Source organism: Fodinicola feengrottensis (assembly GCF_010993775.1).
GTDB lineage: Bacteria > Actinomycetota > Actinomycetes > Mycobacteriales > HKI-0501 > Fodinicola > Fodinicola feengrottensis.
In genome coordinates this window covers 13,557-30,662 of sequence record NZ_WOTO01000083.1, presented here as the reverse complement: position 1 = coordinate 30,662, position 17,106 = coordinate 13,557, and the positions used below count along the sequence as shown (strand labels likewise).

Here is a 17,106-nt window from a genome sequence, read left to right as displayed (position 1 = left end):
CGCGTCGAGCCCATTCCCCGGCGACACGAGCCAGCCAATCCCCTTCAGAGTCGACGAAAATGATCACCGAGGAACGCGCGCGCTATGGTCTCGTTGGATAAAGACATGAGCACTTCGGGAAGTCGAGCCCAAGCGATGGGGCTATTCGGCATCAACCGAAAAACAGCCTGGTCGCGTCGAGCCCATTCCCCGGCGACACGAGCCAGCCAATCCCCTTCAGAGTCGACGAAAATGATCACCGAGGATTCTCCAAATGGTGGGGAGGTCATCAAAATCGCCCAGCCCTGCGAAGACGGCAAGAAACTGGCGCAGCTGCGAAGACGGGATGGCGCTGCTTTTCCTGCCCGCCGAATCAGCGGAAGCGATCTACCGCATCATCGACACCATCGCTCGCAGCCTCAAAACCAAAGACGAGACTCGGACGATGGACGCTTTGCGAGCGGATGCGTTGACCGATCTGTGCCTGGGCGTGCCCAGCAACGTACGCACCAAAATCGAACTCCGCGTCGACGCCACCACCCTGATGGGCCTGGACAACAACCCCGCGATCCTGAGTGGATACGGGCCGATGACCGCGCAACGCGCCCGCGAACTCGCCGGCGACGAAAACAGCGAATGGTACCGAATCCTCACCGACCCCGTCAGCGGAGTGGTGATCGACCACGGCCGTACACGCTACCGCCCCACCAAAGCGCTACGCGACCTGGTCAACGCCCGAGACCAACGATGCTGCGGACCCGCCTGCAACCGGCCGGCGGCGACCTGCGAATTCGACCACACCACCCCCTTCCGTGACCCGGAAGGCAAAACCGCGTACGACAGCACCGGACCAGCATGCAAATTCCACAACGACATCAAAGAACACGGCTGGACCGTCACCCAACCGACGCCCGGACGTTTCCTGTGGACCAGCCCCACCGGTCGTACGTACGACGTCACCCCCAACGACGAATACCCACCACCACCGTTCTAACGCTAGGAAGTTGCCGCCCAAGGCAATAGCGAGATCGTGCGGTTTGATCACGGGTCATGATCCGCGTCAGCTGCATTTCGAGTTCGCGTTGTGGACCAGGGATATGGTCGCGGATTTGATCGAGCGTGAGTTCGGTGTCCAGTTGGCGACCACGACGGTCGGGCGGTTGCTGCGGAAGATGGGTCTGTCTCCGCAGCGACCATTGCGGCGAGCCTACGAGCAGAATCCGGAAGCTGTTGCGCGGTGGAAGGATGAGGAATATCCGGCTATTGTCGCGGCCGCGAAGAAGGTCGGTGCGGTGGTGCACTTCGGTGACGAGGCGTCGATCAGGTCTGATTTTCACAGTGGCACCGTGTGGGCTCCGATCGGCCAGACCTCAGTGTTGTCTAAGACTGGCAACCGCGAGTCGATCGGCATGATCTCCGCGATCACCGCTGGCGGGTCGTTGAAGTTCAGCACTTTCACCGGCAGCCTCACCGCCGGCGGCTGGACCTGGCAGGATGGTGGGAGTGACCATTTACGAGACGATGGACGAGCGGTTCGCGCCCTGCCGCAACGGTGACCGATCGCTGGAGACGTTGTATCAGGGCAGTCGGTGGGCCGAAGGGCCGATCTACGTACCAGCAGGGCGCTATCTCATCTGGAGTGACATTCCGAACGACCGGCTGTTGCGATGGGACGAGACGACGACCGGTCAGGTCGGCGTCTTTCGCGAACCGGCCGGATATGTCAACGGGAACACCCTCGACTTCCAAGGCCGGCTGGTCAGCTGTGAGCAGGGAAACCGGCGGGTGACCCGTACCGAGCTGGCTGGCTCGATCACGGTGATCGCCGATCGGTACGACGGAAAGCGCTTCAACAGCCCCAATGACTGCGCTGTCAAGTCCGACGGATCGATCTGGTTCTCGGACCCGGTTTACGGGATTCAGAGCGACTATGAAGGTCATCGCGGCGAGAGCGAGATTGGTGAGCGCAACGTCTATCGGGTGGACCCGGATGGGTCGGTGCGGGTGGCGGCCAGCGATTTCACCAACCCGAACGGCCTGGTCTTCACGCCGGACGAAAGCCAGCTCTACGTGTCCGACAGCGGCGCCAACCACATTCGCGTGTTTGACCTGGCCGACGACGGGCGGGTGATCAGCGACCGGATCTTCGCGGCTCCCTCAGCGGGCAATTTCGACAACATCCGGCTGGACGACGATGGCCGGCTGTGGGCGGCGGCGATGGGCGACGGTGTGCACTGCTACCACCCGGACGGGACCCTGCTCGGCAAGGTCACCGTGCCGGAGGTGGTCGCGAACATCTCCTTCGGCGGGCCTAAACGCAACCGCATGTTCATCGCCGCCAGTGGCTCGCTCTATTCCGTCCTGATGTCCATCACCGGCGCCCCGCTCGCGGTCGACTCGCGTTAGCGGAGCGCCGGTCGTGCGAGATCAGCCGAACAGGTCCGCCAAGCTCGCCGGCTCGCGGCGGGCCTGTTTGTTGATTTCGTGCCGCAGGATCGAGGACTTCCGGTAGACCTCGCGGCGCACCTCCATGATCTCGCCGAGCGGGCGGTGTTCTTCCCGTACCCGCCACGGCGTGATCGAGGTGCTGTCCGCGACGGCGAGGTTGTCGGCCGACGAGATGTCCTGCCGCGGAATGTCGATGGTGGCGACCGTCACGAACGGCGAGGCGGCCTCCGCCACTGCCGGGACGTGTTCTCCACCGGCATCAGGTTCAGGTCAGCGCACAGCTGCACCTGCACCGCGAACTGGTGGTCCCGCTCACCCATTTCCGCAACCAAAGTGTTGCGGTACGCCTCGCCGTCGGCGGTGACCTCGACGGCACCGTGGGTGACACCGTCCAATGAGGACGGCGTCGGCTGGGTGCGTATTTTGGCGATGTAGTCGCCGTGGCGTACGGCGGCCATGCTCCAGTATGTGTACGTGAGCAGGTTCTGCCGACCGATCGAGGTGAAGGACAGCATCGACAGCAGCTCGTCCCACAGCCATTTCTCCGGCGGCAGCGTGCCAGCGTCGGTTAGGAAGTCATGCAGCCACTGACGCCGACTGGTCTCGTTCACCAGTGCGTCCGGCAGCGCCGCGAACAGTGGTTCAATCGTCACGTAGTCGTGCACGGTGTTGCAGAAGAATGTGGCGTTGTTAATCAGGTTGTAGTCGAATGTTGTCGCGTCGGACTCGTCGTCCAGAAGGGACGGTCCGGGAATGCCGATGATTTTGATGCCCATTCCGCAGGCCGCGCCCAGATAGCCGTCCGGCCGAATGTGCCCGAGGCCGTTGGAATAGCGAACGGCGGCCTCATATGTGCCAGGAGTCGCATAAATGCCCTGGGCGTACGCGGGGCGGCAGGTCCGCGTGCACGGTCACCGTGGCGCGCGCGAGGCCGTAGCTCTTCGCGTGCGCGGCCCGAATGGCGTGGCCAGGCGATTCGGTCTCGGCGGACGCCGTGGTCCGTTGCACCACCGCCGCGAGAATCGTGTCGAGCTCGGACTGGAAGTCCGGGCGTACCACCGGGACGTAATCCTCGAATTTGACGAACGCCATGCTGACCTGCTCCTGTCTTATGGAGGGATGACGCTGTTACTGTAGAACGAAGCAGCCTTCCTCAGCGAAGTTTGATCGGAAAAGAATTTCACCTCCTGACGACGAGCGACGCATTCACATATCCGGCAAGGAGAAGACCGTTGCCGATTATCTGCTCTCGCAGCACGATCCGCGCGCGGAACGAGCCGACCAGCTCGCCGCCGTCCGCAGCGCGTACGCGTACGACATGGATTTCGGTTTCCCGGTCTCGGCCCACTTCGCCGACGCGGACCAGCCGGTGCTGCCCTGGCGGCTGAAGGCGCTCGGGGTGCAGGAGGAAATGCGGCTGAACCTTCTGCGGCTGAAGCAACAGGGCAAATGGAATTTCGTCAACGACCTGCCGCCGCTCGCTCCGCACAAGCTCGCGACCATGGTTCGCGAAGGTGACATGGGCGGGATCGTCGAATATTTCATGCCGCTGCCCGGCGGCGTGACCGGCGACCACCATGATCAGACGATCAAGGCATTCCAGGAGGTCTTCGCGCTGGTGTCACCGCCGGCGGCGGTCGTCAACGCGGACACCGACGAGTATTTCGCCGAGATGATGGTGGCTGGCCCGGATCCGACCAGGCTGCGCCGGCTCGCCGAGGTGCCCGGCAAGTTCCCGCTCAGCACCGAGCACGTGACCGCCGTGCCGGAACTGGCCGGCGACAACCTGGCCGCCGCGCTGGCCGCCGGCCGGGTCTACTGGGTGGACTACGTCGAGATGTCCACTTTGGACAACGGCAGCCACCCGCAGTCCCCGAAATACATGTACGCCCCGATGGTCGCTTTCTGCGTGCCGCGCGGCGGCGGGCCGCTGCGGCCTTTCGCGATCCAATGTGGACAGGACCCGGCCGGCCGCCGCATCTACACCCCCCGCCGACGGCTATTCCTGGAAGCTGGCCAAAAACTGTGTGCTGGCCGCTCACAACACGTACCACGAAGTCCTCACCCACCTGGGCTTCACGCATTTGATGAGTGAGGCGGTGCTGGTCGCCGCGGTCCGCAACCTGGCCGCCAACCACCCCGTCGCGGTGCTGCTTCGGAGGCATTTCGAGGGCACCATGTCGATCAACAAGCTGGCCGTGGAGCTGCTGATCCAGCCGGGCCGCGCGCAGTGGAATACCTGATCGGCTCAGATCTGAAAAGCACGTACCCCTGGCTGGCCAAACACCGCCTGAACCGGTCGTTCCGCGACAACTACCTGCCCGCCAAGCTCGCCGCCGCCGGCACCGACGGCGTCCGGCTGCCGCATTTCCCGTACCGCGACGACGGCATGCTGGTCTGGAACGCGATCGCGCGCTGGGTGGACGACTTCGTGACCGGCTACTACCGCTCGGACGCCGAGGTGCTCGGCGACCGCGAGCTGCAGGGCTGGGCTGCCGAGGTGTCCTCGGAACAGGGTGGTCAGATCCGGGATTTCGGTGCCACGCCTGGCCAGATCGGCGACCGGGTGGACCTGACCGAGATCCTCACCATGGTGATCTGGACAGCCGGCCCGCAACACGCGGCGGTGAATTTCGCGCAGAAGGACCACATGGCGTATCTGCCGGCCAACCCGCTCGCCGGTTTCACCGAGGAACCGGTCGGCACGGACCACACCGAGGCCGACTGGCTGGCGAACCTGCCGCCGCTGGATGTGGCCGTCCAGCAGTTCTGCGTGATGAACTTCCTCGGCTCGGTGCACCACACCGTCCTGGGCGACTACGAGTCCGACTTCCACAGCACCCCGGTCACCGCCGCGCACGCCCGCTTCCGCACCGAGTTGGCCGTCGCCGAGCAGGAAATCCTCGCCCGCAACAAGCGCCGCGCCACCGCGTACCACTACCTCCAGCCGTCCCTGATCCCCAACAGCACCAACATCTGACCTCCCCAGGGTCAGCTCCTGGAGGACGCGGCGGCCTCCGCCGTACGCAACTGCTCGGCCAGCGCCTCCAGCGCGGGCAGCGCCTCCAGCAGGGTCCGCGTCGTTTGTACGGGCAGCCGATCCAGGCACTCGGAGACCACCGCGGCCCGCCGGGCCTTGATCCGGTCGTGCGTCTTCTTGCCGGTCGGGGTGACCTCGACGCGGGCCGCGCGAGCGTCCGCCGGGTCGGGGATCCGGTGGATCAGCTCCACTCGGTGAGCTTGCCCACCACCCGCGACAACATCGTCGGGTTCACCCCCTCCAGCTCGGCCAGCTCGGCGAGCCCGAGCGGGCCGCGGCCGGAGATCAGCCCGAGCACCGAGGCCTGGGTGGGCGTGAGGCCCTCACCGGTCGCCGACGTGTTCAGCTGCCGGGCGAGTTTGCCGATCACTCCGCGCATGCGGATCACTGTGTCGCTGTCTACCACGTCATATCCTCTTAGTTGCCTGCCGGCAAGCAATGTAATGTCGGTGATCGTGAAGCCACTGGAGAGACTGGGACCTACGGACCTCGTCGGTCGCTCCTCGGGACGGCCGGAAAGAAACCAGCATACGGTGGTTGAGCAGGTAGTCTCGCGGCCAGCGGCGGAGCCGGTCGGACCGGACGCCGGCGAGCCGTCGCCGCGCCGGATGCTGGTCTTCGCGATCGTCTCGATCGCGCGCTGTTCATGGCCTCCATGGACCAGACGATCGTGGCCACCGCGCTGACCACCACCTGCAGCACGACCTGGGCTCGCCGATCAACTGGACCGGCTGGACGATCACCATCTACTCCCTCGGCCAGATCGTCGCGATGCCGCTGGCCGGCAAGATCAGCGACTTGTACGGCCGCAAAAAGGTCTTCCTGATCTCGGCGGCCGTGTTCACCGTCAGCTCGCTGTGCTGCGGCCTGGTCGACAACATCTACCTGCTGGTCTTCTTCCGCGCCCTGCAGGCGCTGGGCGGCGGCGCCTTCATGCCGTCCGCCACCGGCATCGTCTCGGACCAGTTCGGCCGCCAGCGCGACCGCGCGCTGGGCATGTTCACCAGCATCTTCCCGATCGGCGGCATCGTCGGGCCGATCATCGGCGGCCTCTTCGTCACGTACGGCAGCTGGCGCGGCATCTTCCTGGTCAACGTCCCGATCGGGGTCGCACTCATCCTGCTGGGCCTGCGCTTCATCCCGGCCCGTCGCCCGGTCGGCGCCGGCAAACTGGACCTGCGCGGGGTCGCGCGGCTCGCGCTGCTGATCCTGTCCGGCATGTTCGGCATCAGCTCGCTGGGCACCACCACCTCCCCCTTCGACCCGGTCTTCCTCGGCGCCGAAGCCTTCGCGGTCCTGATGGGCTGGCTGTTCATCCGGCACACCAAACACGACAAGGCGCCCTTCATTCCGATCCGGCTGCTGCGCGGCCCCGGCTTCGGGGTCATGAACCTCATCAACCTGCTCTTCGGCAGCGCCGCCCTCGGCTTCGGCACCCTCGTACCGCTTTACGCCGAGCAGCGCTACGGCATCAGCCAACTCGCGTCCGGCACCCTGCTCACCGCCCGAGCCATCGGCATGATCTGCGTCGCCGGGCTCGCGGTCCTGACCCTGCGCCGTACCGGCTGCCGCCTCCCCATCGTGGTCGGCTTCCTCATTGTCACCGGCGGGCTCATCATGATGTTCCTTCCCCCGCTGGGCGTGTCACCGTACCTGTGGCTCGCTGTCGCGGCCGGTGTCACCGGAATCGGATGGGATTGTCCGTACCAGCCACCAACAACGCGAGCCTGCAGTTGGCTCCTGACCAGGTGGCGGCAATCGCCGGCCTACGCGGAATGTTCCGGCAGTCGGGATCGATTATCGCGGTTTCCGTGGTGACGGCCATTTTGGCGCGAAGCGCCACGCCCGGCATGACGCAGGCCTACATTTTCGTGGTGTTCGCCGCGATTCTGATCTGCGTCTTGCCGTTGGTACGCCTGGTCCCTGACCACCGAGGGTCCTGGTGACGAGAAAAAACTGCGCGTTGGGGAAACGGGCACCTGCTAGCGTTGACATAGTGACCCATTCCGTTAGCGGTAGAGCGAAAATCGACAACGGCGAGCTTTATTACGAGGTCGCTGGCAGCGGCCGGCCGGTGATCCTGTTACATGGCGGATTGCTGACGTCACAAATGTGGGATGAGCAGTACGAGATGCTCGCCGACACCCATCGGGTCGTACGAGTGGACGCCCGTGCGCACGGAAAGTCCTCCACCCCAACGGAAGCATTCGCGTACCACGAAGATGTGCGTGACCTCCTGGACGTGCTGGACATCGAGCGCGCCACGCTGGTCGGGCTTTCCGGCGGTGCGCGGGCAGCGATCAACTTCGGGTTGACCTATCCGCGGCGCACTGAGGCGTTGGTGCTGGTGGCACCTGGGATTGACGGCATGCAGACCCGCGATCCGGTGATCATCGACCTGATGAGCCAGCTGATGACGGTCACCGACACGGCGGCCGGGGTCGAGATTTTCCTGCGGATGTGGGTGGATGGGCCGCTTCGTACGCCTGAGCAGGTGTCGCCGGCCGTACGCAAAAGGTGCCTGGCGATGGCGATGGAAACCGTCAGCCGACACAACCCGGCCAGCCAGGGGCTGGCCCGCGAGCTGGACGCCATCCATCGGGTGGCCGAGCTGCGGATGCCGATCCTGGCGATGGTCGGTGACCTTGACTCGTCCGACATCCACGAGGTCGTCGACCTCGTCGTCAAGGAGGCGGCCGCGGCTCGCAAAATGCTCATTCCGGGCGCCGGACATAACATCAGCCTCGAACAGCGCGAGGCATTCCGACTTGCTCTGCTGGATTTCCTCCGGGAGACGCAGCACTGATTTTGTCACCAACTCCCGGGGCCGGCGGTCATTTATCAGTGACCACGCAAACGCTCACCCAAGGAGTTCCGGAGTGACCGACGAGCAGCTGACGGCGCAGGAACGACTCGAGGAGTTGTTCCGCGCCACCCACCAGCGGCTGGTGCTGAGCATGTTCGCGTTGACGGGGGACATGGTCGAAGCCGAGGACGTCGTGCAGGAAGCGTTCGTACGGGCGGTGATCCACAGCCGCAAACTGCTGGCGGCGGACAATCCGGAAGGCTGGCTACGGGTCGTCGCCGCGAACATCGCGCGCAGCCGCTGGCGACGGCACGTCCGACTGGGGCAACTGCTGCGCAGGTCCGAGTCACCGGACGTACCGGAGATGTCGCCGGACCGGATCCTGATCTACACGGCGATCCGCGACCTGCCACCGCGCTACCAGCGAGCCGTGGCCCTGCACTACATCGCGGACCTGCCGGTGGACGAGATCGCGCGGACCCTCGGGGTGAGCGTCAGTACGGTCAAAACCCGGCTACATCGGGCTCGCGAGACGCTGCGGCGCCGCCTGGGTGCCGACCCAACCGTCGTACCGTCCACGCCCTGAGCCGCGTTTTCCTTTTCTGGAGCCAAAAATGGACCTTGACGTCTTTGACGACCTGCGGGACGGCGTGCGCGATCGCACCCATTCCCCTGACATGAGCCGGATTTTCCGGACGGCCCGACAGCGCCGCCGGTCTCACACAGCGGCAACCGTCGCCGGCTTCGCGGTGGTCGCCCTGCTCGGCGCCGGTACGGCGACCGCCGTACCGAACCTGCTCGCCACCCCCGCCTCGCCGACCATCGCTCCAGTCGCCGGTTCGTTGTCCGCGACGGTCTCCACGCAGACCTGCCTGGAGGCCCCCGAAGTCGTCACCGCGAAAGTCGCGTTCGCGCAGACCTGCAACGCGGAGGGAAACAGCCGGGCGCTCGCGGTGACCACCGATGCCGGTCACACCTGGCGGCGGTGGCTGATGCCCTCGCCGTACGTCACGATTCCCCCCCCATACCGGTACTGCCATCGGCAACTTTCTGGTGCTCAATGACCAAACGGTCCGGTTCGGCAACCTGCTGACCCGGGATCGCGGCAAAACCTGGACCACGCTCGCCGACAAACTGGCGGCTCCGATCGCCGCGGTGCCCAGCGGTTGGAGGATCTACCTCGGCCAAGTGGGCACCCAGTCCGAAGAAGGCTCGACCGCACCGGCCCGGATGTACGCGGTGGATCCGACCAACGGCGACTTCCACCCGCTCTCCACCGCGCCGACGATGACGGCGACCGACGCCGGCTCGGTCATCGAAGCCTCGGACGGATCGTTCTGGGCCGGCATCTCGGCGTACCAAGGAAAACAGGGCGTCGAGAGGTCAGCCACGACCGAGGCCACACCTGGTCGACCTTCGCACCCCCGAAAGCCGCCGACCCGGCAAACCTGGCGAAATTCACGGTCACCAGCGCGGACGGGCGAACCGGTTACGCCCTCGCTGGAACATCCGTTTCCAGCACGGCGGCGGATCTTTTACCGTACGACCAATGGCGGCGCCACCTGGACCAAGATCTCCAGTCCGATCGGCCTGAACAGCCTCGCTGCCCTGACAAACGGCTCGGTGTTGGGCGTGCATACGGTCGGCTCGGACCGAAACGTCAGCCACCAACTGATGATCAGCACCGATGACGGGCTGAATTTCACCGAAGTCACCGCACCGCCGGTGCACGGCCTGGCAACAGCCGAAAACGGAGTCGTCGTCCTCATCGCCAGCCAAAATCGCGTACACACAACGGTCGACGGGAAGACGTTCGACACCATCGTCTTTCCCGCCGAACCTGGCTCGGTGCCCCCCCCACCTGCTCGACTCGACCCCCAACGCCAGCGGCCAGACCTGCGCAACCAAGGACTAACAACTGTCCACAGTGGTCAGGTGGCCTCGAGATCAATCTCTACGGCCACCTGATCACGCAGTTTCAGAGCACCAAAAAAAACGCCGCATACGGCTTGATGCCGAAGTCGGATTGAGTGATTTCCGCGATAACTCGATAATGATTCGCTTCGAGGGTGGTCACGGTGAGCTGGACGGACCGGGTGGCGCCGGCCAGGGTCAGGCTGCCGTCCACCTGATAACCATTCGCGGTCGTACGAACGTGGGTCGAGCGATAGGTGGCGGTGCCGTACGAGTCGACCCGGAGCACTTTGCGAGCGTTGCGGCCAATATCGCGGCGGTCAGTGTCGGTCAACGGCAACGCACCACCGCTGCCCTCGCGCACTTGCAGCGAATCCAGCTCGATGGTCGCCGTCACCGCGGTCTCGCCTCGTACCGTCGCGGACCAGCGGGTCAGCTCGATCGTCAGGTCGTGGCCGAGGCCGGCGGCCAGGCCTTCGCGGCGAGTGCGCAGCAACAGCCGGCCATGAGCCGGGCCCAGCTGGATGTCCGCCATGGAGCCAACGTACGGGTTAGTCGACCCGCACCGGAAGGGCTTCCACGCCGTAAACGATGGAGAGCTGCCGGAAAGCGAGATCATCCGGGCCGTCGGCGAGCCGCAGCTTCGGGAAGCGGCGGACCAGTGACGGGTACGCCGTGCGCAACTCCATCCGGGCCAGCTCGGCCCCGATGCATCGGTGAATGCCGTGCCCGAAGGCCAAATGCGAGGTAGCCGGACGGGATCGATCGAAGGAATCCATCGCCGCTCCCAGCGAAGCGTCCCGATTGGCGCCACTCAACGACACCAGCACGATATCGCCGCTGGCGATCTTCGTACCGGCGATCGCCAGGTCTTTCTTCGCTAACCGCGGAAAAGCCACCTGCACGACGGTCAGATAGCGCAGCAGCTCCTCGACGAACGGGTTCACCGCTTCGTCGTTTTCGGACAACAGCGCGAAAGATTCGGGGTCACGCAGCAGTACCAGCGCGCCCAACGCCAACATGCTCGCGGTGGTCTCGAAACCGCCGGTCAGCAACCCGTCGGCGAGTTCGGCGAGCTCCCGGTCGGACACCTGATCGCCGTGCTCCTTGACCAACATGCCCAGCAGGCCGTCACCCGGCTTTTCGCGCTGTCCCTTCACAATATCGAGCAGGTAAGCGAGCGACTCGTTGATCGCGCCCAGTGAGGCACCGGCACCGGCGAACAGGTCGAAGCGGGCCGCGCCGAGGCGCTGAAAGTCGGCGCGGTCCTCGTACGGGACACCCAGCAGCTCGCAGATCGCCAGCGATGGGATCGGCAGCGCGAAAGTCTGCACCAGGTCGACCGGACCGGGCGTCTTTTCGATGATGTCCAGCTGATCGTCCACAATGGACTGGATGAGCGGCGCCAACCGGCTGAGCCGGCGCATGGTGAACTCCGGGGTGAGCAGCCGGCGTAGGCGGGTGTGCGCAGGTGGGTCGGTGAAACCCAGGCCGCCCGGGTTCTGCTCAGCTGTGACCCCGACATTGCCCACCAGGTTGACGAAATCGTTGCTGAAAGCGTCCGCGTCGGACAGCGCCGCTTTCGCCTCGGCATAGCCGGTGACCAGCCACACCGTCATCCCGAACGGGATCGGCAGCTTGCTGATCGGCTGCTGCTCACGCAACGTACGCAGGCCCGCCACCGGATCCAGACCGTCCCGCCGCAGCGGCAACAACGCCGAGTCCGGCAGGAACGACATCGCCGACGGGTCGAACCCTTTCTTCAACGCCCGGGACAAATACTTACGGCCGATCCAACCGGTGACCCGTGCACGTACGCTCGCCATGCTTGAGAAGTCGCGGCGACAACCCGGATAGTTCCACGTTATGAGCTAGCGCACAGCAGTAGTGTGGTCGGCAATGTCGGATAACCGCCAACCGCTGGCCTGGCTGCAGCCGAATTCCTTCGGCCTGCGCCCGGGCCAGCGGATCGAGCCGCACCGCCACGATCGGCACCAGCTGATCTACGCGGCGGCGGCGCGTGCTGGCGGTGACCACTGCGCTGGGCGTGTGGATCGCCCCCTCGCAACGGGCGGTGTGGATCCCGGCCGGCACCGAACACGCGCACCGGGCGCACGGGCCCACGGACGTACGAACACTGCTGTTCCCGGCCGAGCTCGCCGGCCCGAGCCCGGACCAGACGCCGGTGATCGTGGCGGTCAGCCCGCTGCTGCGGCACCTGGTGCTGGCACTGGTCGAGTCGCCGCCGGCCGACCGGCAGGAGCGACAGCGGCTGGAGCAGGTCACCGTCGACCAGCTGCGCCGGCTGCCGGACGCGCCACTGCATTTGCCGGAACCCCGAGATGACCGGCTCCGAGCCATCGGCGAACTGCTCCGGCAAGCACCCGTGTGAGCGCTACCGGGTGGCCGATCTCGGCCAGCGGGTGGGCGCCAGCGAGCGGACAATCCTGCGGCTGTGCCGCCGGGAGCTGGGCATGACGCTGCAGCAGTGGCGTACGCAGCTGCGGCTGGTGCACGCGTTGGAACTGCTGGCCGACGGCACCCCGGTCATCGTCACCGCGCACCGCTGCGGCTGGGCGAACCCGAGCGACTTCATCGCCACTTTCGCCGCCGCGATGGGAAGCACCCCGGGCACATACCAGTCGGAGCTTCGCAAGTCGGGCTGATCCGCGGCTGCCGGCCATTGCGACCAGGGGCCATGGCCGGGAAGAGTGGGAGGTTCGTCGTGGCCTGCGGCCGCCGGAGACCACCCGGGTCGCCGGCGGCCGCTGGACTGGGTGGTGTGTTGATGATGTGCGTGCCGCAGAACTTCCGCGCGGCAGGTGGTCGCCGATGACCGTACGTCCGCCGGAGGATCGCCTGCCACCGATACACATGCCGGTGTCCTTGCACGTCGTGCACGAGTCCCAGGGCGTCGACCTGGTCGCCGCCGAGCGCGCCGCCGAGGACTTCCTGCGAGCGCTGGGCGGGCATCTCCACCGACTCCCCCAACCTGCGCGCCACCCCACGGCGGATGGCGCAGGCGTACGCGGACCTGTTCACCTCGCGCCCCTTCGACCTGACCACCTTCCCCAACGACGAGGGCTACGACGAGCTGGTCCTGGCCCGCGGGTTACCGGTCCGCTCAGTCTGCGAACACCATCTGCTGCCGTTCACCGGCGTGGCCCACATCGGCTACATGCCCGGCGACCACATCCTCGGCCTGTCCAAGCTCGCCCGCGTACTGGAACACTTCGCCTGCCGCCCGCAAGTGCAGGAACGCCTCACCAAGCAGATCGCCGAGTGGCTGGGCGAACACCTGAACCCCAAGGGCGTCGGTGTCGTCATCGAGGCCGAGCACAGCTGCATGACCCTGCGCGGAGTGCAGGCCACCGGATCCAGCACGGTCACCTCCAGCCTGAGCGGTTTGCTCCGCGACGACCCCAGCTCCCGCCAGGAATTCTTCGCTCTCGCCGGACTGCATCGCTAGTACTACTAGCGGGCTACTCATGCCGAGATCCAAGCGTCGTCTGGCGGTGCGGCGGGGCCCGCCCGGCGTGGCAGCGCCACGTGGGCGGTTCGCCGTGCCGCCAGGCGGCGCTTGGGCTCGGCTATCGCCGCTTGAGTAGCCCTGTAGTACTAACCACGATTGGAGCCGCCACCGACTGGGTACCTGCGCCACATGACATCCTTCGACGCGACCACCTTCGACACAGACGCCTTCGACGCACCGGTGGAACACGAGGTGAGCTACACCGAGGCCACGCTCGCCATCCTCGACCACGTGCAGGCCCATGACCTGCGCGGACTGAACGCCCTCAGCATTGAGGAACTGCAGGTCCAGCGGGCCGCCCGCAAGGCCCTCTTCGACTACGCGACGTGGCTCGCCGAAAGCCGTACGAACGACGACCCCGACCGGCACGCGATCGCCGCCATCCGCGACCTGGCTGGCGGCCTCCTGGGCAACACCGGCGAGGTCAGCTGACCCGTTTCCCTCGTTCTCCCGGGCGTCGCGGCACTGTCGCGTCGACGGCCGCGCCCGGGGGTGATCCCGACGTCGAGTGCGAGACTTTAACCCACACTCGACGTCCAGAGCGGTACAAAGTCCCACACTCGACGAAACTAGGCGCAAGTAGCGGGCGTTGCCGAAACCCGTCGCCGAAATCAGGAAGTAAGACCAGCGTCGTGGGCTCGCGCTATCGCGTCAGCGCGGCTCGTCACCTGCAACTTTCCGAAGATCGCGGACAAGTGGTTGCTGATCGTCTTGGGCGCCAACCGCAGCCTCCGCGCGATGGCCGAATTCGGTAGACCTTCGGCTACCAGCGACAGGACTTCCCTTTCCCGTACGGTCAAACTCGGCAGGTCTTCGTGGGCGGGCTGCGGGGGACGCGGGCCAGCAGGACCGGCAGCCGCTCGGCGATGCGGGGGGCGAAAATCGCTTCGCCGGCGGCGACTCCACGGACGGCGCGGACAATGTGATCGCGTTCGGCGTGTTTGAGGATGTAGCCGCGGGCGCCGCAGCGCATCGCGATGCGGATGGACGTGTCGTCTTCGGCCATCGTGAAAACCAGGATTCCGGTGCCTGGTACGGCCCGGGCCAGCTCGCGGATGGAAGCGCCGGAGACCGGTTCGGGCATTTCCGGGTCCAGAATCACCACGTCGGGCCGATGCAGGAGGGCTGCCCGGATGGTTTCCGCGGCGGTGCCGGCCTCGGCCACCACCCGGATGCCGTTCACCGCGGACAGCAGGGCGCGCATGCCGCCGCTGCGGATCACCGGATGCCCGTCCGCGAGCACCACGGTCAGTTCCACGGGTAAGGACGGCGGATCACCGACCGGCAGGACAGCCAGGCTGGGCGGGCGAGACGGCATGTCCGTGACCGCCCTGCCCGGCAACCTTGCCGCTATCTCGGGTTCTCCGACTTGCAGCGATTCCTTCACCACACTACGGAGTGAAGTCGAGCGGTGGCTGTCGAGCAACCAGTTCCCGGACATGCTGCGGGGAACCGGCCTGTTCCCGAACCGGTTCCCGAAAGGGAAAGCAATTTCAGGAATCTTTCCCGGCTGTTACAAGGCCGAGCGGCGCCGGGACGACACCACACCCGTGTTGAAACCGGCCAGATGCAGGCCGCCGGCGAACCGGGCATGCTCGATTTTGACGCACCTGTTCATCACCACGGTCAGCCCGTTGGCCTCGGCGTGCCGCGCCGCGGCCTCGTGCCAGAGGCCCAACTGGAACCAGAGCGTACGAGCGCCGGCCGCGATGACCTCGTCCGTCACCGCCGGCAGGTCGTCGTGCTTGCGAAAAAAACCGAGACCAGGTCAGGTTTCTCCGGCAGCGCCGCCAGCGACGGGTAGACCGGCTTTCCCAGCAGCGAGTCAAGGCGCGGATTCACAAAGAAAATCTCGTACGGCGTTGACGACAACAAATACGTGGCAACGAAATAGCTCGGCCGGGCCGGATTGTCGGACGCCCCGACGACGGTGACCGAGGTGGTACGGGCCAGGATCTGCCGGCGTTCGCGCGCGGACGGACCGATCCAGGGCCCGGTATCCAGGGAATCTGTCATCGCTTCACCGCCTCCGCCAACGCCTGATCGAGGTCCCACAAGATGTCATCGAGGTCCTCCAACCCCACCGAAAGCCGGATCAGGTCCGGGCCTACCCCGGCCGCTTCCAACTGTGCGTCGGAAAGTTGCTGGTGGGTGGTCGACGCCGGGTGGATGAGAAGCGTACGGACATCGCCCACATTGGCCAGGTGACTGCACAACTCGACCGCTTCGACGAAGCGCTGGCCGGCCGCTCGGCCACCGCGGATGCCGAACGAGAACACCGCTCCAGGGCCGGCCGGCAAATAGCGACCGGCCCGCTCGTGGTGTGGATGCTGGGGCAATCCCGCATAGCGCACCCACGAGACTCGCTGATCGGCCGCCAGCCAGCCGGCCACCGCGGCGGCATTTCGTACGTGCGCGTCCATCCGTTGCGGCAGCGTCTCAATTCCCTGCAACAGCAGGAAAGCCGAATGCGGTGCCAGCACCGGACCGATGTCCCGCAGTTGCTCGGCCCGCAGTCGCGTACAAAAGGCGTACTCGCCGAAGTTCTCCCAGTATTTGAGGCCGCCGTAACTCGGCACCACCTCCGTCATCCGGGGAAACTTCCCGTTCCCCCAGTCGAACCGGCCCGACTCGGTGACCACGCCACCCAGGGTTGTCCCGTGGCCGCCGAGAAACTTCGTCACCGAATGCAGCACGATGTCCGCGCCGTGCTCCAGCGGACGGCACAGATACGGCGTGGCGAGGGTCGCGTCCACCACCAGCGGAATGCCGTGTTCCTTGGCCAGCGCGGAAAGTCCTTCAAGATCCGCGATGTCACCGGACGGATTGCCGATCACCTCGGTGTAGATCAGCTTCGTACGATCGGTGACCGCCGCCGCGTACGCGTCGATGTCGTCGCCAGCAACGAAAGTCGTGTCCACCCCGAACCGGCGCAGGGTCCCGTCCAGCTGGGTGACCGTGCCGCCGTAAAGCCCGGCGGCCGACACGATGTGGTCGCCGGCCTCGGCCAACGCGGCGAAAGTCAGGAACTCGGCGGCCTGACCGCTGGCGGTGGCGACCGCACCGATGCCGCCTTCCAGACTGGCGATCCGCTCCTCCAGTGCGGCCACCGTCGGGTTGCCGATCCGGCTGTAGATGTTGCCGTATTTCTGCAACGCGAACAGGTTGGCCGCGTCGGCACTGTCCTCAAAAACGAAACTCGTCGTCTGGTAGATCGGGACGGCCCGCGCTCCGGTGCTGGGGTCAGGGGTTCCGCCCGCATGCAAAGCCCGGGTCCGGAACCCCCACTGGCGATCTGTCATGCACCCAATTCTGTCCTGGCGCGGGCCGGATGGCGAATAGGTCCACTTTGTCGCACGGCGTACGTGCAGGGCCAAACAGCATATC

The 17,106-nt window shown here is 65.9% G+C and carries 26 protein-coding genes and 2 pseudogenes; 16 read left to right on the top strand and 12 right to left on the bottom strand.

Going from position 1 to position 17,106, the window contains the following annotated elements:
• Positions 1 to 325: 325 nt before the first annotated feature.
• From GNX96_RS44655 to GNX96_RS44645, 3 genes are read left to right on the top strand one after another with little or no spacing between them, the layout of a single operon-like run.
• The gene (locus tag GNX96_RS44655) at positions 326 to 973 is read left to right on the top strand and encodes a DUF222 domain-containing protein (RefSeq protein ID WP_163573494.1); all 648 of its coding nucleotides are present in this window, start codon (positions 326 to 328) and stop codon (positions 971 to 973) included.
• Positions 974 to 983: 10 nt separating this feature from the next.
• Positions 984 to 1,535 carry a winged helix-turn-helix domain-containing protein gene (locus GNX96_RS44650; RefSeq protein ID WP_279583183.1) on the top strand — a complete coding sequence of 184 codons (552 nt, stop codon included), beginning with the start codon at positions 984 to 986 and terminating at the stop codon, positions 1,533 to 1,535.
• Positions 1,483 to 2,385: an SMP-30/gluconolactonase/LRE family protein gene (locus tag GNX96_RS44645; protein WP_279583182.1), complete on the top strand. Its 903-nt coding sequence runs from the start codon at positions 1,483 to 1,485 to the stop codon at positions 2,383 to 2,385. Before GNX96_RS44650 ends, GNX96_RS44645 begins: the two co-directional genes overlap by 53 nt.
• Positions 2,386 to 2,406: 21 nt before the next feature.
• On the opposite strand, the gene GNX96_RS60090 is transcribed toward GNX96_RS44645, so the two are convergent.
• The 4 genes from GNX96_RS60090 to GNX96_RS60075 form a co-directional block, all read right to left on the bottom strand.
• A complete protein-coding gene (locus GNX96_RS60090; protein WP_279583181.1) occupies positions 2,407 to 2,661 on the bottom strand; it encodes a catalase family protein in 255 nt (84 codons plus the stop codon).
• Positions 2,634 to 3,203 carry a catalase family protein gene (locus GNX96_RS60085; protein ID WP_279583180.1) on the bottom strand — a complete coding sequence of 190 codons (570 nt, stop codon included), beginning with the start codon at positions 3,201 to 3,203 and terminating at the stop codon, positions 2,634 to 2,636. The genes GNX96_RS60090 and GNX96_RS60085 overlap by 28 nt, the downstream gene beginning before the upstream one ends.
• Before the next feature lie 70 nt (positions 3,204 to 3,273).
• Positions 3,274 to 3,519, bottom strand: coding sequence for a hypothetical protein (locus GNX96_RS60080; protein WP_279583179.1), 246 nt, complete (start codon positions 3,517 to 3,519; stop codon positions 3,274 to 3,276).
• A gap of 88 nt (positions 3,520 to 3,607) precedes the next feature.
• Positions 3,608 to 3,775, bottom strand: coding sequence for a hypothetical protein (locus tag GNX96_RS60075; RefSeq protein ID WP_279583178.1), 168 nt, complete (start codon positions 3,773 to 3,775; stop codon positions 3,608 to 3,610).
• Here GNX96_RS60075 and GNX96_RS44635 point away from each other — a divergent pair.
• Genes GNX96_RS44635 through GNX96_RS44625 form a run of 3 tightly spaced genes read left to right on the top strand, consistent with a single transcriptional unit; the run spans position 3,746 to position 5,407 of the window.
• The gene (locus tag GNX96_RS44635; RefSeq protein ID WP_163573491.1) at positions 3,746 to 4,522 is read left to right on the top strand and encodes a hypothetical protein; all 777 of its coding nucleotides are present in this window, start codon (positions 3,746 to 3,748) and stop codon (positions 4,520 to 4,522) included. The two genes, GNX96_RS60075 and GNX96_RS44635, sit on opposite strands and share 30 nt — an antisense overlap.
• Positions 4,455 to 4,670 carry a lipoxygenase family protein gene (locus GNX96_RS44630; RefSeq protein ID WP_163573490.1) on the top strand — a complete coding sequence of 72 codons (216 nt, stop codon included), beginning with the start codon at positions 4,455 to 4,457 and terminating at the stop codon, positions 4,668 to 4,670. Before GNX96_RS44635 ends, GNX96_RS44630 begins: the two co-directional genes overlap by 68 nt.
• A complete protein-coding gene (locus GNX96_RS44625; protein ID WP_163573489.1) occupies positions 4,658 to 5,407 on the top strand; it encodes a lipoxygenase family protein in 750 nt (249 codons plus the stop codon). Before GNX96_RS44630 ends, GNX96_RS44625 begins: the two co-directional genes overlap by 13 nt.
• A gap of 11 nt (positions 5,408 to 5,418) precedes the next feature.
• On the opposite strand, the gene GNX96_RS44620 is transcribed toward GNX96_RS44625, so the two are convergent.
• Positions 5,419 to 5,658 (bottom strand): hypothetical protein, encoded by a 240-nt coding sequence (locus GNX96_RS44620; RefSeq protein WP_163573488.1) that lies wholly within the window; start codon positions 5,656 to 5,658, stop codon positions 5,419 to 5,421.
• The gene (locus GNX96_RS44615; protein WP_163573487.1) at positions 5,649 to 5,873 is read right to left on the bottom strand and encodes a MarR family transcriptional regulator; all 225 of its coding nucleotides are present in this window, start codon (positions 5,871 to 5,873) and stop codon (positions 5,649 to 5,651) included. Before GNX96_RS44615 ends, GNX96_RS44620 begins: the two co-directional genes overlap by 10 nt.
• 127 nt (positions 5,874 to 6,000) lie before the next feature.
• Here GNX96_RS44615 and GNX96_RS60070 point away from each other — a divergent pair, with 127 nt between their 5' ends.
• The 6 genes from GNX96_RS60070 (at position 6,001) to GNX96_RS44590 (ending at position 10,241) form a co-directional block, all read left to right on the top strand.
• Complete coding sequence (locus tag GNX96_RS60070) at positions 6,001 to 6,153, top strand: hypothetical protein (RefSeq protein ID WP_279583177.1); 153 nt, start codon at positions 6,001 to 6,003, stop codon at positions 6,151 to 6,153.
• A gap of 7 nt (positions 6,154 to 6,160) precedes the next feature.
• On the top strand, positions 6,161 to 7,285 hold the full coding sequence (locus GNX96_RS44610) for an MFS transporter (RefSeq protein WP_279583185.1): 1,125 nt from the start codon (positions 6,161 to 6,163) through the stop codon (positions 7,283 to 7,285).
• A 178-nt stretch (positions 7,286 to 7,463) separates the two neighbouring features.
• The gene (locus GNX96_RS44605) at positions 7,464 to 8,273 is read left to right on the top strand and encodes an alpha/beta fold hydrolase (RefSeq protein WP_163573486.1); all 810 of its coding nucleotides are present in this window, start codon (positions 7,464 to 7,466) and stop codon (positions 8,271 to 8,273) included.
• 73 nt (positions 8,274 to 8,346) lie between these two features.
• Positions 8,347 to 8,859, top strand: coding sequence for an RNA polymerase sigma factor (locus tag GNX96_RS44600; protein ID WP_163573485.1), 513 nt, complete (start codon positions 8,347 to 8,349; stop codon positions 8,857 to 8,859).
• 28 nt (positions 8,860 to 8,887) lie between these two features.
• Positions 8,888 to 9,337, top strand: a complete 450-nt coding sequence (locus GNX96_RS44595) for a hypothetical protein (protein WP_163573484.1) — start codon at positions 8,888 to 8,890, stop codon at positions 9,335 to 9,337.
• Positions 9,327 to 10,241, top strand: coding sequence for a beta propeller repeat protein (locus GNX96_RS44590; RefSeq protein ID WP_163573483.1), 915 nt, complete (start codon positions 9,327 to 9,329; stop codon positions 10,239 to 10,241). The genes GNX96_RS44595 and GNX96_RS44590 overlap by 11 nt, the downstream gene beginning before the upstream one ends.
• A gap of 10 nt (positions 10,242 to 10,251) precedes the next feature.
• Here GNX96_RS44590 and GNX96_RS44585 read toward each other — a convergent pair whose 3' ends face one another.
• Together GNX96_RS44585 and GNX96_RS44580 are read right to left on the bottom strand one after the other, a co-directional pair.
• The gene (locus GNX96_RS44585; RefSeq protein WP_163573482.1) at positions 10,252 to 10,722 is read right to left on the bottom strand and encodes a YceI family protein; all 471 of its coding nucleotides are present in this window, start codon (positions 10,720 to 10,722) and stop codon (positions 10,252 to 10,254) included.
• Between the two features lie 16 nt (positions 10,723 to 10,738).
• Complete coding sequence (locus GNX96_RS44580; protein WP_163573481.1) at positions 10,739 to 12,013, bottom strand: cytochrome P450; 1,275 nt, start codon at positions 12,011 to 12,013, stop codon at positions 10,739 to 10,741.
• Positions 12,014 to 12,216: 203 nt separating this feature from the next.
• Between GNX96_RS44580 and GNX96_RS60065 the strand changes: the two genes are divergently transcribed.
• The 4 genes and pseudogenes from GNX96_RS60065 (at position 12,217) to GNX96_RS44565 (ending at position 14,151) form a co-directional block, all read left to right on the top strand.
• Positions 12,217 to 12,579, top strand: coding sequence for a cupin domain-containing protein (locus tag GNX96_RS60065; RefSeq protein ID WP_279583176.1), 363 nt, complete (start codon positions 12,217 to 12,219; stop codon positions 12,577 to 12,579).
• The gene (locus GNX96_RS60060; protein ID WP_279583175.1) at positions 12,530 to 12,853 is read left to right on the top strand and encodes a helix-turn-helix transcriptional regulator; all 324 of its coding nucleotides are present in this window, start codon (positions 12,530 to 12,532) and stop codon (positions 12,851 to 12,853) included. Before GNX96_RS60065 ends, GNX96_RS60060 begins: the two co-directional genes overlap by 50 nt.
• Positions 12,854 to 13,061: 208 nt before the next feature.
• Positions 13,062 to 13,656: pseudogene (folE, locus tag GNX96_RS44570) on the top strand (GTP cyclohydrolase I).
• Positions 13,657 to 13,848: 192 nt separating this feature from the next.
• Positions 13,849 to 14,151: a hypothetical protein gene (locus tag GNX96_RS44565; protein ID WP_163573480.1), complete on the top strand. Its 303-nt coding sequence runs from the start codon at positions 13,849 to 13,851 to the stop codon at positions 14,149 to 14,151.
• A gap of 179 nt (positions 14,152 to 14,330) precedes the next feature.
• Here the strand turns inward: GNX96_RS44565 and GNX96_RS60055 are convergent, their stop codons facing one another.
• From GNX96_RS60055 to GNX96_RS44550, 4 genes and pseudogenes are all read right to left on the bottom strand, one after another.
• Complete coding sequence (locus tag GNX96_RS60055) at positions 14,331 to 14,519, bottom strand: response regulator transcription factor (protein ID WP_279583174.1); 189 nt, start codon at positions 14,517 to 14,519, stop codon at positions 14,331 to 14,333.
• Entirely contained in the window at positions 14,516 to 15,037 is a 522-nt protein-coding gene (locus tag GNX96_RS44560) for a response regulator (protein ID WP_279583173.1), read from the bottom strand. Before GNX96_RS44560 ends, GNX96_RS60055 begins: the two co-directional genes overlap by 4 nt.
• A 195-nt stretch (positions 15,038 to 15,232) precedes the next feature.
• Positions 15,233 to 15,735 (bottom strand): annotated as a pseudogene (locus tag GNX96_RS44555) (CoA-binding protein).
• Positions 15,732 to 17,021: an O-acetylhomoserine aminocarboxypropyltransferase/cysteine synthase family protein gene (locus GNX96_RS44550; protein WP_163573479.1), complete on the bottom strand. Its 1,290-nt coding sequence runs from the start codon at positions 17,019 to 17,021 to the stop codon at positions 15,732 to 15,734. The pseudogene GNX96_RS44555 and the gene GNX96_RS44550 overlap by 4 nt, the downstream one beginning before the upstream one ends.
• Positions 17,022 to 17,106: the final 85 nt, after the last annotated feature.